11 protein-coding genes and 1 pseudogene are annotated in these 16,388 nt (G+C 74.1%); 6 read left to right on the top strand and 6 right to left on the bottom strand.

The window, feature by feature from the left end:
- The first annotated feature begins 167 nt into the window (after positions 1–167).
- Together LQ51_RS17605 and LQ51_RS17600 are read left to right on the top strand one after the other, a co-directional pair.
- Positions 168–1,193 (top strand): ABC transporter substrate-binding protein, encoded by a 1,026-nt coding sequence (locus LQ51_RS17605; RefSeq protein ID WP_046567146.1) that lies wholly within the window; start codon positions 168–170, stop codon positions 1,191–1,193.
- A gap of 136 nt (positions 1,194–1,329) precedes the next feature.
- Positions 1,330–2,142 carry an ABC transporter permease gene (locus tag LQ51_RS17600; protein ID WP_046567295.1) on the top strand — a complete coding sequence of 271 codons (813 nt, stop codon included), beginning with the start codon at positions 1,330–1,332 and terminating at the stop codon, positions 2,140–2,142.
- Positions 2,143–2,385: 243 nt separating this feature from the next.
- Here LQ51_RS17600 and LQ51_RS17595 read toward each other — a convergent pair whose 3' ends face one another.
- Positions 2,386–3,567, bottom strand: coding sequence for an ABC transporter substrate-binding protein (locus tag LQ51_RS17595; protein WP_046567144.1), 1,182 nt, complete (start codon positions 3,565–3,567; stop codon positions 2,386–2,388).
- Between the two features lie 447 nt (positions 3,568–4,014).
- Here LQ51_RS17595 and LQ51_RS17590 point away from each other — a divergent pair, with 447 nt between their 5' ends.
- From LQ51_RS17590 to LQ51_RS17575, 4 genes are all read left to right on the top strand, one after another.
- Complete coding sequence (locus LQ51_RS17590; protein WP_046567140.1) at positions 4,015–7,137, top strand: sensor histidine kinase; 3,123 nt, start codon at positions 4,015–4,017, stop codon at positions 7,135–7,137.
- Positions 7,134–7,541, top strand: a complete 408-nt coding sequence (locus tag LQ51_RS17585; RefSeq protein WP_046567138.1) for a roadblock/LC7 domain-containing protein — start codon at positions 7,134–7,136, stop codon at positions 7,539–7,541. The genes LQ51_RS17590 and LQ51_RS17585 overlap by 4 nt, the downstream gene beginning before the upstream one ends.
- A 68-nt stretch (positions 7,542–7,609) precedes the next feature.
- Positions 7,610–7,972 (top strand): DUF742 domain-containing protein, encoded by a 363-nt coding sequence (locus LQ51_RS17580; protein WP_046567137.1) that lies wholly within the window; start codon positions 7,610–7,612, stop codon positions 7,970–7,972.
- Positions 7,953–8,570: a GTP-binding protein gene (locus LQ51_RS17575; protein WP_046567136.1), complete on the top strand. Its 618-nt coding sequence runs from the start codon at positions 7,953–7,955 to the stop codon at positions 8,568–8,570. The genes LQ51_RS17580 and LQ51_RS17575 overlap by 20 nt, the downstream gene beginning before the upstream one ends.
- A 78-nt stretch (positions 8,571–8,648) precedes the next feature.
- On the opposite strand, the gene LQ51_RS17570 is transcribed toward LQ51_RS17575, so the two are convergent.
- The 5 genes and pseudogenes from LQ51_RS17570 to LQ51_RS17550 all read right to left on the bottom strand — a co-directional run bounded on the left by LQ51_RS17570 (position 8,649) and on the right by LQ51_RS17550 (position 16,327).
- Positions 8,649–9,737 carry a uroporphyrinogen-III synthase gene (locus LQ51_RS17570; protein WP_046567133.1) on the bottom strand — a complete coding sequence of 363 codons (1,089 nt, stop codon included), beginning with the start codon at positions 9,735–9,737 and terminating at the stop codon, positions 8,649–8,651.
- Positions 9,737–10,099, bottom strand: coding sequence for a nitrite reductase small subunit NirD (nirD, locus tag LQ51_RS17565; protein WP_231605787.1), 363 nt, complete (start codon positions 10,097–10,099; stop codon positions 9,737–9,739). The genes LQ51_RS17570 and nirD overlap by 1 nt, the downstream gene beginning before the upstream one ends.
- 67 nt (positions 10,100–10,166) lie before the next feature.
- A complete protein-coding gene (gene nirB, locus LQ51_RS17560) occupies positions 10,167–12,719 on the bottom strand; it encodes a nitrite reductase large subunit NirB (RefSeq protein WP_046567131.1) in 2,553 nt (850 codons plus the stop codon).
- Between the two features lie 89 nt (positions 12,720–12,808).
- Positions 12,809–14,260: an FAD-dependent oxidoreductase gene (locus LQ51_RS17555; RefSeq protein ID WP_046567129.1), complete on the bottom strand. Its 1,452-nt coding sequence runs from the start codon at positions 14,258–14,260 to the stop codon at positions 12,809–12,811.
- Positions 14,257–16,327 (bottom strand): annotated as a pseudogene (locus LQ51_RS17550) (molybdopterin oxidoreductase family protein). The gene LQ51_RS17555 and the pseudogene LQ51_RS17550 overlap by 4 nt, the downstream one beginning before the upstream one ends.
- Between the last annotated feature and the right edge of the window lie 61 nt (positions 16,328–16,388).

Genomic DNA, 16,388 nt, shown 5'->3' with positions numbered 1-16,388 from the left:
CGTTCCGCAACCGAGCACCGGACGTCGGTCCCGGGAGCTTCTCGTACGCTGTTGCGCGCGAAGAGTCCCCTCACGACGATCCCGTCGGCTGCCCCTCCCGCCGACATCGTCGGAACCACGACCCGTCCGGGCGAGCATGCCCTGGTCGGAAAGGACATGGTGCACTGATGAGAAGGCTGACCCGTACGGTCGCCGCCGCCGCGTTGGCGACCGCACTCGCCCTGGTTTCCGGGTGCAGCAGCGACTCGGACAAGTCCGAGGACAAGCCTGCCGGCGGTGCGGCGCTGGAGAAAGTGACCTACCTCACTTCGTTTGGCAACTTCGGGCGTGACTCGTACGCCTGGGTCGCGAAGGAGAAGGGCTTCTTCAAGGAGGCCGGCTTCGACGTCGAGATCAAGCCCGGCCAGGGCACCGGTGGCGTGGTCCAGGTCGCCACCGGGCAGGCCGACTTCGCCCCGATCGACCTGACCGGCGCCATCCTCGTGCTCGCCAACGGGCAGGCCAAGGACTTTGTCGCGGTGGCGGCGGTCCAGCAGCGCACCATGGCCGCCATCGCGTCGGTCGAGGGCAAGAACATCGCCACCCCGAAGGACCTCGAGGGCAAGAAGCTCGCCGACAGCCCGGCCTCCGTCGTGCGCATGCTCTTCCCGACGTACGCCAAGCTGGCCGGCGTCGACGCCAGCAAGGTGACCTGGGTCAACGGTGAGCCGCAGACGCTGATCGGCACGCTCGCCTCCGGCTCGGTCGACGGCATCGGCCAGTTCGTCGTGGGTCAGCCCACCATCGCGGCGGTCACCAAGAAGAAGCCGGTCATGCTGCCCTACAGCAACGTCATGCAGGACCTCTACGGCAACGTGCTGGTCACCTCCACCAAGATCGCCAAGGAGAAGCCGGAGATGGTCAAGCGCTTCACCGCGGCGCTGCTCAAGGGCCTGGAATACGCGCTGGCCAACCCGGACGAGGCGGGGACGATCCTGAAGAAGAACGTCCCGACCGCCGTGCCGGAGGCGGCCTCCGCCGAGCTCCAGCTGATGGCCGCGTACGTCCGGTCCAGCAACACCGGCACCGCGATCGGCACCGTGGACAGCGCCCGGGTGGCCAAGACCATCGCCCTGCTCCAGGGAGCCGGCGCGCTCAAGCAGAACCTCACCCCGGAGGAGATCATCGACTTCAACCTGGTGCCGAAGGCCTGACCGGTCGGCTCGGACAACGGGGGTGCGCGCCCGCCGGGGTTCCGGCGGGGCGCACCCCTTCGCGCGCCGGCCCCGCGGCCGGCGGAGAGAGGAGGACACGTTGGCACAGGTGACCGGAGTCCGGCCCGACCCGTCACTGCCCGAGGCGTCCCTGCCGCCCGCCGCCGTTCCGGCCCGGCTGGCCGTACGCCCGGCCGCGGTGGGGATGCCGGCGCTCGGCCTGCTGATCGCGGTGGCCGCGTGGTGGCTGGTGACCTCGGGGCTGCATCTGGTCCATCCGGCGGCGCTGCCGCCGCCGCTGGCGGTGTGGCGCGGGATGACCGCCGCCACGGACGTGCTGCTGCCGGCGCTGGGGATCACCACCGGGGTCACCGTGCTGGGCTTCCTGCTCTCGTCGGTGGCCGGCGTGCTGATCGGGATGGCGCTGGCCGCGTCCAGCCGGGTGGAGCGGATGTTCTCGCCGCTGCTGGTGGCCGTCAACGCGGTACCGAAGATCGCGTTCGGTCCGCTGCTGGTGGTCGCGGTGGGCTGGGGGCACAAGCCCATCCTGACCATGGTGTTCCTGCTGTGCTTCTTCCCGATCGTGCTGTCCACCGCGACCGGGCTGACCACCACCCCGGCCGACCTGGCGGAACTGGGCCGCTCGCTGAATGCGTCCTGGTGGCAGGCCTTCCGCAAGGTGCGTTTCCCGGCCGCGCTGCCGCAGATCTTCGTCGGGCTGAAGGTGGCCATGCCGCTGGCCGCGATCGGTGCGGTGATCGGCGAGTTCTACTCGGACAAGCCCGGTCTGGGCTACCAGATCCTGCAGTACAACGGCGTCGGCGACACCCCCACCGCCTGGGCCGCCATCGTCCTGGTCGGGCTGATGAGCATCGTCCTGTACGCCGCCCTCAGCGTCCTGGAGCGTCTCGCCCTGCCCTGGGTGCGGGCCACCACCTCCGCCCGCTGACCCGGTCGGCCTCCCCAGGGAGGCCGACCGCGACGCCGAGGCGTCCCATCCACTGGGACGCGACGTCGACCGGGGACGCGACGTCGACCGAGCACCCCCGAGACCACCAGAGGGACGGTCGGCGAGCGCCCACCGAAGGTGTGGCCCCGGCGCAACCGGCGGAGGGATCAAGCCTGACCGCCCGGAGCCGGTTGTGCCGGGGCCACACCCACCACGCCGAGGCCACACCCCCAACCGCGACCACTACCCCGCGAGCCGCCACCGCCCACCCCGCGCCACCAGCGTCGTCAACGCCTGCGGCATCAGCCCCGAGTGGTTGTCCGGCGTCATCCGGATCGGCCCGGAGAGCCCGTCGAGCTGCGAGGTTTCCAGGAAGTCGCGCAGCGCCTCCCGGTCGACGGTGCCCGGCTTCGCCCCGGCCCGCAGCTCGCCGTTGGCGATGAGCTGGACCGCGTCGGCGGCGAACGAGGAGAAGCCGTTGTAGCCGCCGAAGCGGGCCGTGTACTCCTGGAACCACTGTCGCCGGGCGGCCTTGGCCGGGGTGGTGGCGATGACGTCGTCGATCACCATGGTCTGGGTGAAGATCAGGGTGGCCTTCTCGGTGGACTGGGCGGAGGCGCCGAGGAAGAGGTCGCCGGCCGCCGAGGCGTCGAAGAACAGGTGGCCGGCGAACCGGTTCTGCCGGGCGCTGGCCGCGGCGAGCGCGGCCTGCTCCGGAGGTGTCCAGAGGACCATGGCCTGCGGCTTTTCGTCGACGAGCTCCTCGACCTGGCCGCTCACGTCGGTGTCGGTGACGCGTACCGACTCGTTGCCGACCAGCCGGATGCCGGTCTTGTTGAACTGGCGGCGCAGCGCGGTCAGGCCTTCCTTGCCGTAGCTGCCGTCGCTGTGCAGCAGGGCCACCTTCTTGACGCTGCGCCGCCCCAACTCGGCGGTGATCGCCGCGGCGCTGTCGCTCGCGTTCGGGGCGAGTTTGAACAGGTACCGGCGTTCGGCGACCGGTTCGGTGATCGCGCCGGCGGACGCCAGGGCGATGGTCGGAATGTGCTTCTCGCCGATGGTGCGGACGGCGTTGACGGCACATTCGTTGCAGCCGCCCATGATGATGGCGCTGACCCGGGAGTCACTGCTGAAATCGTTGATGTTACGCAAGGATTCGGCGGCGTCGGAGCGGTTGTCCTTCACCTTGAGGTCGATCCTCCGGGCACCGAGTGCGCCGGACGAGTTCAACTGCTCGACCTTCAGTTCGAGAGCCCGTTGGTACACCTTGCCGAGGGCCGCGGAGGCGCCCGACAGTTCGAGGTCCGCGGCGATCACGATGGGGCTGTCGTCCTGCTGCTCCCCGCCGAACTGGCAGCCGGTGAGCGTGGTGGCCAGCACGGCCGAAGCGAGCGCCGCGATGCTCGCGGAGCGGATGGGGCTCAACTCAGTCCTCCAGGTGCGGCGCGGGCGCGGGCCCGATCACCGCCGCTCATCCGTCCTCAGTAGAGGAACGGGATTGGTGTGCCGTACGGTGTGCGCGAAGCCTGCAAAACCTTGCCAATGCCGGGGCGTGTGGTCAAGCGGCGATGCCAGGAGCGGTTTCGGGACACCCATCCCACATGGTGGGGACACGAAACGTTAACCGGCAATTACTGCGCAGAAGCGACCGACCACTCTGGAGTTACATGCCCTGTTCAGGGGCCTGCGGAAATGAAGGTATTAGTTGACCGCTGCACGGGTTGCGCCCCTGCCAACCGTTTCCTGTCCCACTGCGGCTTCCCAAACTGCATCTCGTCTGATGAAATCGCGGCCGTGCCGCGCGCGGCGCCGCCCGCCGCTCCAGGCACGGGTCGGCGGGTCAGGCGTGGAAGAAACGACGGAGGCGATGTCGTGAGCACCGGACCTACGACCCTGCCCGAGAGCACCGGATCCGGCCGCCGGAACCGGCGACGGCGGCTGCCTCGGCTGCGTGACGCGCGGATCCGGTCGAAGCTCGCCCTCATCCTGGTCGTTCCGGTCGCCGCTGTCATGGCACTGGCAACTATCCGACTCGTCTCGACCGGCCAGGGCGCGTACGAGGCGACCCGGATCCGGTCGCTCACCGCGCTGTCGATCGACGTCTCGGCGCTCACCCAGGACCTGCACAAGGAGCGGATGGCGGCGTTGGTCTACCTGGCCGCGCAGGACCAGAAGCCGGACGACAACAATGGGGACGACCGCAAGCCGGACAACTACAACCTGCGGGTCCGCAGCACCGACGAGCGGATCGCCGCGTACCGCGAGGAGCGGGGGCGGATCGGCGACGTGCCGGCGTCGGTGCGGACCCGGCTGAAGGTCATCGACGACCACCTGGCCACGCTGAACGGCACCCGGCAGGAGGTGCTGGACCGGCAGCAGATGCCGGTGGCCGAGGCCAGCCTGCGCTACGGCATCATCCTCAGCGACCTCGTCGCGTACGGCGACACCCTGGCCCAGCAGCCCGGTGCCGAGCGCATCGCCGACGCCCGCCGCGCCGTGGCCGCGTTCTCCCACGCGAAGGAGCAGGTCGCCCAGGAGCAGGCGGTCGCGTTCACCGCCCTCGCCGCCGGCCAGCTCGACGAGGAGCAGTACTCCTCCCTGGTGGCCACCCTGACCGGCCAGCAGGAGGCGCTGCTGTCGTTCTCCCGGGCCGCCGAGCCGGCGCAGCGGTCCCTGGTGGACGGCACCGTCTCCGGTGACGCCGTGCAACTCGCCGACCGGGTCGCCAACGACCTGTCCCGCTCGGTCAACCAGACCTCGCTGGTGAGCCCGAAGGACGCCGCCGAGGCGATCGGCGCGGTCAACGACCTGATGCGCTGGGCCGAGGTCCAGCTCCTGGAGCGGCTGCTCGCCGACGCCGACGACGTCCGCAGCGACGTCATCCAGCAGGCCGTGGTGGAGAGCCTGCTGGTCCTGCTCACCCTGATCGTCGCGGTGACCCTGGCGGTCGTGCTGGCCCGTTCGCTCAACGAGTCGCTGCGCCGGCTGCGCGAGGGCGCGCTGGCGGTGGCGAACCACGACCTGCCCGAAGCGGTGGGCCGGCTGCAGAACGTCAACGCGATCGGCGACGGCGGCGTGGACGAGATCGTCCAGCAGGTCCGCGACCCGATCAAGCTGACCAACCGCGACGAGGTCGGTCAGGTGGCCGCGGCCTTCAACGTGGTCCACCGGGAGGCGGTCCGGGTGGCCGCCGAGCAGGCCGCCCTGCGGACCAGCGTCTCGGCGATGTTCCTCAACCTGGCCCGCCGCTCGCAGAACCTGGTCGACCGGATGATCGGCGAGCTGGACGCGATCGAGCGCGGCGAGGAGGACCCCAAGCGCCTCGCCCAGCTCTTCGAGCTCGACCACCTGGCCACCCGGATGCGCCGCAACGACGAGAACCTGCTGGTGCTGGCCGGCGCCGACTCTGCCGTGCCGCGCCGCGAGGACGCGCTCCTGGTGGACGTGCTGCGCGCCGCCCAGTCGGAGGTCGAGCTCTACAACCGGATCGAGTTCGGCACCGTCGACACCGACATCTCGGTCGCCGCGCACGCGGTCAACGACGTGGTCCGACTGGTCGCCGAGCTGCTGGACAACGCCACCCGGTTCTCCCCGCCGAACACCACCGTGGTTGCCGACGGCCGGCGGATCCGCGACTACGTGCTGATCCAGGTGGAGGACCGCGGCCTGGGGCTCAGCGACGAGCAGTTGGACTCGCTGAACCGCCGGCTGGCCGCGCCGCCCACGGTCGACGTGGCCGCGTTCCGGCTGATGGGTCTGGCCGTGGTGAGCCGGTTGGCGTCCCGCTACGGCATCCGGGTGGAGCTGCGCCGCAATGTCGAGGGTGGCACCGTCGCCCAGGTGACCCTGCCGAACTCCGCGGTGGTGCTGCCGGCCAACCGGGGCCAGGCCCCGCTGAACCGGTCACGTCAGCCGCTCGCCGTCGAGCCGTCGCCGCTGAGCCAGCTGGGCGCCGGGTCGGAGTCGCTGGCCGGCGCCGGGCGCGGCGGCACGGCGACCCTGGCCGACCAGTGGCGCAGCGCCGCGCCGCCGGCCCGCTGGCAGGGCGGCGCCGAGGCGCGGGACACCGGCCCGGCCGTCCAGTTGGGCGGCGCGACCGGGGCGCTGCCCAGCCTGCCGACGATGCCGTCGGCCGCGCCGGTGGCGTCCGCGCCGCCCGCCGCGGCGCCCTCCGTCTCCGGGGCCGGCTACGCGGCCGGCGGGTCGGGCCACGGGTACCCGACGCGAGACCCGCTGCCGAAGCGGAGCCCGGGGGACCTGGCGGACCAGGCCTCGCCGGCGCCGTCGGCCTACCAGCCGGCGGGCTACCCGCCCGCCCCGGCGTACCAGCCGGCCGCCATGGCACCCGCCGTCGAGACGGCCCCGGCCACCCCGACGGTGTCCCGGCCGGAACAGCCGGCCGAGGCGCCGATATTCCGGGAGATGGAGGCCGTCTGGTTCCGCTCGCACGGCGAGGACGAGACGACCATTTTCGCCCGTCCCGCCTTCGACGAGCCGCCCGCCGCGCCGGCCCAGCCGGTCGCCGCGGCCACCCCGCCGCGGCTGCCGACGCGTACCCCGGGAGCCCAGGCCGCGGGGTTGACGACGCCACCGCCGTACACCCCGCCGGCGTCGGCCGTGCCCGCCGCCGCGGCGCCGCCACCCGTGCCGGCAGCCGCCGCGCCGCCACCCGTGCCGGCCGCCGCCGCACCGCCGCCGGTGCCGCCGGCCATCGACCCGGGAGCGTGGCGGACGGCGGCCGACGAGGGCTGGTCGCGGGCCAGCCGGGCGGCGGAGCCCACCGCCGCCGGCACCACCCGCTCCGGCCTGCCCAAGCGGGTGCCGCAGGCCCAGCTCGTGCCCGGCGGCATCGAACCCAAGGGTGGCCGGGCCCAGACCCGGCGCACGCCGGACGAAGTACGCGGCCTGCTGTCCGCCTACCACCGCGGTGTTCAGCGGGGTCGGACGGCCGGCGCGGACCTGAACAGCACCTCGACCAAGGAGACGAACCGATGAACAGGCCAGCGGCCATGCAGGACATGGGTTGGCTGCTCACCAACTTCGCCGACAGCGTGGCGGGCATCGCCCACGTGGTGGCGGTGTCCGCGGACGGGCTGCTGCTCGCCTCCTCCCGGGACCTGCCGGCCGACCGGGCCGACCAGCTCGCCGCGATCACCTCCGGCGTGGTGAGCCTGACCGAGGGTGCCGCCCGGATGTTCAGCGCCGGGGGTGTGCTCCAGACGGTCATCGAGATGGACAGCGGATACCTCTTCCTCATGTCCATCAGCGACGGCTCGTCGATGGCGGTGCTGGCGGCCCGCAGCTGTGACGTAGGCCAGGTGGGCTACGAGATGGCGCTGCTGGTGGAGCGGGTCGGCCAGGCGCTGTCCCCGCTGCCGAGGGACGCCGTCCGGTCCTGACCGGCGCGTCCGTGTGACTGGGTGATCCGGAGCCGAGCCGGCTCCGTACGGAGGGAGGTGATCGCGAGATGGAACCACGGCGGGATCCACGTGGGGCGCTGGTGCGTCCGTACGCGGTCACCCGGGGCCGGACCGAACCGTTGCAGAACATCGCGCTGGAGGCGGTGCTCTCCGGCACCGCCACCCAGGTGGCCGAGGCGCGGTTCGCCGGCCACGACAAGTACCGCATCGCCTCGGTCTGCGAGGGTCGACCGCAGTCGCTCGCCGAGATCGCCGCGTACACCCGGATGCCGCTGGGCGTCACCCGGGTGCTGGTCGCCGACATGGTGGCCGAGGGCCTGCTGACGCTACACACTGCCGCTCCCGCGACGGGGTTCGCGGCGCGGATGAACCTGCTTGGAAGGGTGCTAAGTGGACTTCGCGAACTATGACCCCGCCGGGGCGAACCGCAGCCGGGAGATCATCTCCGCGAAGATCGTGATCGCGGGCGGCTTCGGCGTGGGCAAGACGACCATGGTCGGGGCGATCTCCGAGATCCAGCCGCTGACCACCGAGGCGCTGATGACCGCGGCCGGCGTCGGCATCGACGACCCGTCGAAGGTGCCCGGCAAGGAGACCACCACGGTCGCCATGGACTTCGGCCGGATCACCATGGCCGAGGACCTGATCCTGTATCTCTTCGGCACGCCCGGCCAGACCCGCTTCTGGTTCATGTGGGACGAGATCATCCGGGGTGCGGTGGGCGCGGCCGTCCTGGTCGACACCCGCCGGATCACCGACGCCTTCGCCCCGCTGGACTACTTCGAGAACCGCAACCTGCCGTACGTGGTGGCGTTGAACCGGTTCGACGGCGCCCCGCACTACGAGGTGGAAGAGGTCCGCGAGGCGCTGGCCATCTCGGCGGACGTGCCGCTGGTGATGTGCGACGCGCGGCAGCGCGAATCGGTCAAGCAGGTGCTGGTGACCGTCGTCGAGCACGCCATGCTCCGCCTCCAGGCCGAACACGGCTTCGCGACCCCGGTCGGCTGAGCGGCCGACCGGGCCGGTGCCCGGTGGCGGGCTCGACCACCACCTCGGGGCCGCCGCGCCGGCCGGCCCCGGGCCGGTTCAGTCCACCCGGAGCCGGTAGCCCCGCTTCACCACGGTCTGGACCACCCGGGGGGCGGCCAGCCCGACCCGCAGCCGGGCGACCGCCATCTCCACGGCGTGCTCGTCGGCGCCGCGGGGGAGCGTACGCAGCAACGCGGTGCGGGACAGCACCTTCCCGGGCGACGCGGCCAGCGCCCGCAGCACCGCCATCGGGGCCGGGGCGAGCGGCCGCAGCTCGCCGTCGACCACGGCCGCGTGCCCGCGCAGGGTCAGCAGGTGCCCGCCGGCCTTCACGGTGACCGTGCGCCGGGGCAACTCGTCGACGATCGTCCGGACCAGGGCACCGAGGCGGGCCCGGTTCGGCGCGCTGACCGGCACCCCCCGCCGCACCAGCGGCTCGGCGGTGACCGCGCCGACGCAACTGGCCAGCACATCCCCGCGCAGCGCCGCGAGCACCGTCTCGGTGCGGTCCCCGGCCGCGCGGAGCAGCGCCTCCGCGGCCGGGGCCGAGGTGAAGGTGACCGCGTCCACCAGCCGCCCGGCGACCAGGTCGATGAGCCGGTGCAGCGGGGCCGGGTCGGTGGGTGGGGCCCACCGGTATACCGGTACCTCGATCACCGTGGCGCCCGCCGCCTCCAGCGCCTCGGTGCACTCCGGCTGCCGCTCGCCGTGCAGCTGCATGGCCACGACGGCGCCGGCCACCCCCCGCCGGACCAGATGGTCGATCACCTCCTCGCAACTCTCCGAGGCCGGGGACCAGTGCTCGCGCAGGCCGGCGGCGCGGATCGCGCCGGTCGCCTTCGGGCCGCGGGCCACCACGTACGACCGGCCGAGCACGCCCCGCAGCGGCTCGGCCAGGCCCCACCCCTCGGCCGCCTCCAACCAGCCGCGCATGCCGATGCCGGTGTTGGCCATCAGCACGTCCGGCGGCTGGTCGAGGCAGGCCCGGGTGGCCTCGCGCAGCTCGGTGTCGTCGGTGAGCGGCACGATCCGCAGCGCCGGGGCGAGCACCACCCGCGCGCCGCGCCGTTGCAGCAGCGCGGCCAGCTCGTCGCGCCGCCGGTCGGCGGTCACCCCGATGGTGAAGCCGGCCAGTTCGTCCCGCATCACTGCTCCGGTCGCAGCCGCACCTCGACCAGCCCGTCGCGGCAGCGCGCCTCGTGCCGCCGCAGCGCCACCCCGGCCAGGTCGAGGCAGCGCCCGGTGGTCAGGTCGTAGACCTGCTTGTGCAGCGGCGAGGCGAGGGTGGGCAGCCCGCCCCGGCTGCCCACGATGCCCCGGGACATCACGTACGCGCCGCCGACCGGGTCCAGGTTGTCCACCGCGTACAGCTCGCCGCCGGTCCGGAAGAGGGCCACCTGCACCCCGTCCACCAGCGCGGCCACCCCACGGTCGGGGTCCAGCCGGTCCAGGGGGCAGACCGCCGTCCAGCCCCGGGTCGCGGTCCGGCTCATCGTCGCCACGGTCATCGCGTCACCTCGCTGAAGTTCCCCGCCCCGGCCGGCCGCCGCGGCGTACGTCTGGCTGATCGCCGGCTCACCGGCGTACCTCCGGCAGGCCCAGCGCGACGGGCCGGGGGCGGCGGTCGGCGGCGGAGCCCGACGGCGCCCCGCGCGCCGGCACCGGCTGGCCGCGCTCGACGGCGAAGGTGATGGACGGGTCGGGCACCTCGGGCGCGTTGACGAACGAGGTGAAGCGACGCAGCCGCTCCGGGTCCTCCAGCACGTCCCGCCACTCGTCGGAGTACGACGCCACGTGCCGGGTCATCGCCGCGTCGAGTTCGGCGCAGAGCCCGAGCGAGTCGTCCACGATGACCGAGCGCAGGTGGTCCAGGCCGCCGTCCATGGCCTCGATCCAGGCGGCGGTGCGCTGCAACCGGTCGGCGGTGCGGATGTAGTACATGAGGAACCGGTCGATCAGGGTGACCAGATCCTCGGTGGACAGGTCGGTGGCGAACAGGTCGGCGTGCCGGGGGCGGAAGCCGCCGTTGCCGCCCAGGTAGAGGTTCCAGCCGGTCTCGGTGGCGATGATGCCGAAGTCCTTGCTGCGGGCCTCGGCGCACTCCCGGGCGCAGCCGGAGACCGCCGACTTGAGCTTGTGCGGCGCGCGCAGCCCCCGGTAGCGCAGTTCCAACGCGACCGCCAGCCCGACCGAGTCCTGCACCCCGTACCGGCACCAGGTCTCGCCGACGCAGGACTTGACCGTGCGCAGCGCCTTGCCGTACGCGTGGCCGGACTCGAAGCCGGCGTCGACCAGCCGCCGCCAGATCTGCGGGAGCTGCTCGACCCGGGCCCCGAACAGGTCGATCCGCTGCCCCCCGGTGATCTTGGTGTAGAGCTGGAAGTCCCGGGCCACCTCGCCGATCACGATCAGCTTCTCCGGGGTGATCTCGCCGCCGGGGATCCGGGGCACCACCGAGTAGCTGCCGTCGCGTTGCAGGTTGGCCAGGAAGTGGTCGTTGGTGTCCTGCAACGAGGCCTGCTCGCCGTCGAGCACGTGGCCGCTGCCCAGCGAGGCCAGGATCGAGGCCACCACCGGCTTGCAGATGTCGCAGCCGCGGCCCCGGCCGTGTTCGGCGATGAGCCGGGAGAAGGTCCGGATGCCGCGGACCCGGACGAGGTCGAACAGCTCCTGCCGGCTGGCGTCGAAGTGCTCGCAGAGCGCGGTCGACTGCCGCACCCCGGCGGCGTCGAGGAGCTGCTTGAGCATCGGCACGCAGGAGCCGCAGCTCGTCCCGGCCCGGGTGCAGGCCTTCAGCGCCGGCACGTCGCCCGCCCCGCCCGCGATGGCCGCGTCGATGTCGGCGCGGGTCACCGCGTTGCAGGAGCAGACCTGCGCGCCGGCCGGCAGCGCACCGGCGCCGGCGCCGGGACCGCCGGCCGGGGCCAGCAGCGCCAGCGGCGGCGCCGGCAGCGGCCCGCCGACACTGGCCCGCAGCGTCGGGTACGCGCTCGCGTCCCCGACCAGCACCCCGCCGAGCAGCGTCGTCGCGTCGTCGGAGAGGACCAGCTTGGCGTACGACCGGGTGGCCGGGTCGGTGTAGGTGACGTCGAGGCAGCCCGGGGTGACCCCGTGCGCGTCGCCGAACGAGGCCACGTCGACCCCGAGCAGCTTCAGCTTGGCGGCGGTGTCCGCGCCCGGGAAGGTGGCCGCCCCGCCGAGCAGCCGGTCGGCGACCACCTCGGCGGTCGCGTACCCGGGGGCGACCAGGCCGTGGCAGGTGCCGTCCACCGCCGCGCACTCGCCGACCGCCCAGATCCGCTCGTCGGCGCTGCGGCAGCTCGCGTCGACCAGCACCCCGCCGCGCGGGCCGAGCGGCAACCCGGCCGCCCGGGCCAGCTCGTCCCGGGGCCGGATGCCGGCGGCGACCACGACCAGGTCCGCCTCGACGGTCCGGCCGTCGGCGAGTTCCAGCGCGCCGACCGTGCCGTCCGGGCCGGGGCGCAGCGCGCTGGTGGCCACCCCGAGGTACGACGTGACGCCCAGGTCGTCGACGTAGCGGCGCAGCATCGCCCCGCCGGCCTCGTCCACCTGCACCGGCATCAGCCGGGGCGCGAACTCCACCACGCTGGTCGCCAGGCCGAGCAGGCGCAGCGCGTTGGCCGCCTCCAGGCCGAGCAGCCCGCCGCCGATCACCGCGCCGGTGCGCCGGCCCGCGGCGTGCGCCCGGATCGCGGTCAGGTCGTCCAGGGTCCGGTAGACGAACACCCCCGGCAGGTCGGTGCCGTCCACCGGCGGTACGAACGCGGACGAGCCGGTGGCCAGCACCAGCGCGTCGTACGGATGCTCGCCGGCCGCGGTGCGCACCACCCGCCGCGCCCGGTCGACGGCCAGCGCCGGCTCGCCCAGCCGCAGCTCCACCCCGTCGTCCGGGGTGTGCAGGTTCAACTCCTCGGCGCTCACCCCGTCGAAGAAGGCGGAGAGCCGCACCCGGTCGTACGCCGGCCGCCGCTCCTCGGCGAGCACCGTCACCCGCCACCGCCGGTCGTGGTCCCGGGCGCGCAGCGCCTCGACGAACCGCTGCCCGACCATGCCGTTGCCGACGACCACCAGCCGCCCGCCACCGGTGCCGGCATCCCGCTCGCTCATCGCGTCACCTCCACGCGTGTTCCCTCCCCGGCCGGCGGCCGGCGGTGTGCCGTCGCGCCGGCCCGATCCGACCCGTCGGTGCGGCCCGTTCATCGCGCCGCCACCGGATCCGCCTCGGCGAGCCAGCCGGCGATGCCGGCCACCGCGTCCCGGCAGCCGCCGCAGCCCGTGGTGGCGCGGGTCTCCGCCGCCAGCTGCGGGACCGTCCGGGCGCCGGAGCGCCAGCACGCCACCAGCGCGCCCTTGCTGACGTCGTTGCACTGGCACACCGTGGCCGCGTCCGGCATCAGCGCCGGGGACGTGGCCGGGCTGGCCGGGGCGGCCCCGTACGCCCGCCCGAGCAGCAGCGACCGCCGGTCCGTCGGCACCGGGGCGCCCCGGTCGAAGAGCTGCACCACCGTGCCCACGGCCGGGTTGTCGCCGAGCAGGATCGCGCCGGTCAACCGCTCGTCGCGGATGCGCAGCCGGGCGTACGTGCCGCGGGCCGGGTCGGCGAAGGTCAGCTCCTCGACCGGCCCACCGTCGACCGGCCCACCGTCGGCCGGGGCCTCGGCGGCGTCGCCCATCGCGGCGAGGTCGATGCCGGCCGCCTTGAGCCGGGTCACCACCGGTCGGGGCCGGTACCGGGCGAGCGGGTCACCGCCGGCGAGCACCTCGGCCACCACCCGGGCCTGCGCCCAGGCGGGAGCGACCAGCCCGGTCAGCGTGCCACCGTGCTGGGCGCAGTCGCCGATCGCGGAGATCCGCGGGTCGCTGGTCCGCATCCGGTCGTCCACCACCACGCCCCGCTCCACGGCCAGCCCGGCGGCCGCGGCCAGCGCGGTGTCCGGGCGTACCCCGCAGGAGAGGACGAGCAGGTCCGCGGCGAGCGGGTCGCCGTCGGCGAGGTCGAGGCGGACACCGTCGGCGTCGGCGGCCACCCCGGTGGCCAGCACCCCCAGCCGGGTCTCCACGCCGAGGCCGGCGAGGGTGCCGGCGAGCACCGCCCCGGCCGACCGGTCGAGCTGCCGTTCCATCAGGTGCCCGACGGGGTGGACCACGGTCACCGCCAGCCCTCGGGCGGCGAGCCCGCGGGCCGCCTCCAGCCCGAGCAACCCACCGCCGAGCACCAGGGCGCTGCGGGCGCCCCGGGCGGCGGCGAGGATCCGCCGGCAGTCGTCCAGGGTGCGGAACGGGACCACCCGCTCGGGCAGCGGGTCGAGCCCGGGCAGCGGCGGCACCAGCGCCCGGCTGCCGGTGGCCAGCACCAGGTGGTCGTAGCCGATCCGTTCGCCGTCGGCGGTGCACACCTCCCGGGCGGCCCGGTCGATCGCGGTGACCGCGGCGCCGGTCCGGACGTCCACGCCCTGCCCGGCGACCTCGGCCAGCTCCACGTCCGGCTCGTCGATCTTCCCGGCGAGCAGGGTGGAGAGCATGATCCGGTTGTACGCCCGGTGCGGCTCCGCGCCGAGCACGGTGACCTTCCGGTCCCCGTCCCGGGCGTGCAGCTCGGCGGCGAGCCGCGCGCCCGCCATCCCGTACCCGACGATCACGACCTTCATGGCTTCTCCACCCTGACCGCGCAGATCTTGAATTCCGGCATGCCGGAGACCGGGTCGACGGCGTCGTTGGTCACCGAGTTGGCCCGGGCCGCGCCCGGCCAGTGGAACGGGGCGAACACCGTGTCCGGCCGGATCGTCGCGCTGAGCCGGGCCGGGGCCCGCAGCTCGCCCCGGCGGGACACCACCCGCACCTCCTCGCCGTCGGTCACGCCCAGCCGCTCGGCCAGGTCCGGGTGCAGCTCGACGAAGCCACCCGGGGCGGCCCGGCGCAGCGCGGCCACCCGCCGGGTCTGCGCGCCGGACTGGTACTGGGAAAGCACCCGGCCGGTGGTGAAGTGCAGCGGGTAGTCACCGCAGACCGGCTCGGCGGCCGGCCGGTGGGTCACCGGCCGGAACCGGGCCCGCCCGTCCGGGGTGGGGAACCGGTCGGCGAAGAGCCGGGGCGTGTCCGGGGCGTCGGGATCCGGGCAGGGCCAGAAGACGCCCGTGTCGGCGTCGATCCGGTCCCAGCTGATGCCGGCGTAGTCGGCCGGACCGCCGGCGGACGCCCGGCGCAGTTCCTCGAACACCGCGCGCGGATCGGTCGGGAACGCCCCCTCCGGTGTCTGGTGGGGCTCCTTGCTCCGCAGGTCGCGACGGGCGGGACCCGCTCCGTGCAGGCGGGCGGCGAGGGCGGCGAGGACCTCGAGGTCGGTCCGGACTCCGGGCGGTGGCTCGCGCAGCGCCCGGCGGCGCAGCACCCGCCCCTCCAGGTTGGTCATCGTGCCGTCCTCCTCGGCCCACTGGGCCACCGGCAGCACCACGTCGGCCAGCTCGGCCGTCTCCGAGCGCAGGAAGTCGGCGACCACCAGCAGGTCCAGGTCGCGCAGCCGGGACTCGACGCGCGCCGCGCGGGGTGCCGAGACCACCGGGTTGGAGCCGAAGACCAGCAGCGCCCGGGGACCGGCCGCGGTGCCCAGCGAATCGAGCAGCTGGTAGGCCGGCACGCCGGGCCCGGGCAGCGCCGCGGGATCCACCCCCCCAGACCTCGGCGACGTGCGCGCGGGCCGCCGGGTCGTCAATCCGCCGGTAGCCGGGGAGCTGGTCGGCCTTCTGCCCGTGCTCCCGGCCGCCCTGCCCGTTGCCCTGCCCGGTGAGGCAGCCGTACCCGGAGCCGGGGCGGCCGGGCAGGCCCAGGGCGAGCGCCAGGTTGATGAACGCGGTGACCGTGTCCACACCCTTGGCGTGCTGCTCCGCGCCCCGGGCGGTGAGGATGATCGCGCGGTCCACGGTGGCCAGGGCCCGGGCGGTCGCCTCCAGGTCGGCCACCGGCACCCCGGAGAGCCGCTCCACCTCGGCCGGCCAGTAGCCGGCCACGGTTCGCCGGACCTCGTCGAAGCCGGTCGTCCGGTCCGCCACGTACGCCCGGTCGAGCCAGCCCTCGGTGAGCGCGATGTGCAGCAGCGCGTTGGCCACCGCCAGGTCGGTGCCGGGCAGTGGTTGCAGGTGCCGGGAGGCCTGGCGGGCGGTGGCGGTGAGCCGGGGGTCGACCACGATCAGCTGGCCGCCCCGCTCGCGCTGTTCGGTGAGGTGGCGCAGCAGCGGCGGCATGGTCTCGGCCGGGTTCGCGCCGACCAGCAGGAGGGTGTCCGCCCGGCCGAGGTCGGCCAGCGGGAAGGGCAGGCCCCGGTCGACGCCGAAGGCGCGCAGTCCGGCCGCGGCGGCCGAGGACATGCACCACCGTCCGTTGTAGTCGATGTGCCGGGTGCGCAGCGCCACCCGGGCGAACTTGCCGAGGGCGTACGCCTTCTCGTTGGTCAGCCCGCCGCCGCCGAAGACCGCCACCGCGTCGGGCCCGTGCCGTTGCTGGATCGACCGCAGTCCGGCGGCGACCCGGTCCAGCGCCTCGTCCCAGCTCGCCGGCCGCAGTCCGGCGCCGGGCCGGTCGCGCAGCAGCGGGGTGGTCAGCCGGTCCGGGTGGTCGAGCAGTTCGGCGGAGGTCCAGCCCTTCTGGCAGAGGCCGCCCCGGTTGGTGGGGAACTCCCGCGGGGTCACCTCGATCCGCCGGCCGGTCTGGCGTAACACCATGCCGCACTGGAGGGCGCAGTACGGGCAGTGGGTGACCGCCTCCCGGGGCCGCGCCTCCGGT

Origin of the sequence: Micromonospora sp. HK10 (genome assembly GCF_000982955.1) — a bacterium.
GTDB lineage: Bacteria > Actinomycetota > Actinomycetes > Mycobacteriales > Micromonosporaceae > Micromonospora.
The sequence above is the reverse complement of the archived record's forward strand: the minus strand, read 5'-3'. Positions and strand labels throughout refer to the sequence as shown.

What these genes read in the sequence shown, in the direction of transcription:
- nirB (WP_046567131.1), bottom strand. Translation starts at nt 12,719, where the DNA reads ATGAGCGAGCGGGATGCCGGCACCGGTGGCGGGCGGCTGGTGGTCGTC.
- LQ51_RS17555 (WP_046567129.1), bottom strand. Translation starts at nt 14,260, where the DNA reads ATGAAGGTCGTGATCGTCGGGTACGGGATGGCGGGCGCGCGGCTCGCC.
- nirD (WP_231605787.1), bottom strand. Translation starts at nt 10,099, where the DNA reads ATGACCGTGGCGACGATGAGCCGGACCGCGACCCGGGGCTGGACGGCG.
- LQ51_RS17585 (WP_046567138.1), top strand. Translation starts at nt 7,134, where the DNA reads ATGAACAGGCCAGCGGCCATGCAGGACATGGGTTGGCTGCTCACCAAC.
- LQ51_RS17570 (WP_046567133.1), bottom strand. Translation starts at nt 9,737, where the DNA reads ATGCGGGACGAACTGGCCGGCTTCACCATCGGGGTGACCGCCGACCGG.
- LQ51_RS17605 (WP_046567146.1), top strand. Translation starts at nt 168, where the DNA reads ATGAGAAGGCTGACCCGTACGGTCGCCGCCGCCGCGTTGGCGACCGCA.
- LQ51_RS17580 (WP_046567137.1), top strand. Translation starts at nt 7,610, where the DNA reads ATGGAACCACGGCGGGATCCACGTGGGGCGCTGGTGCGTCCGTACGCG.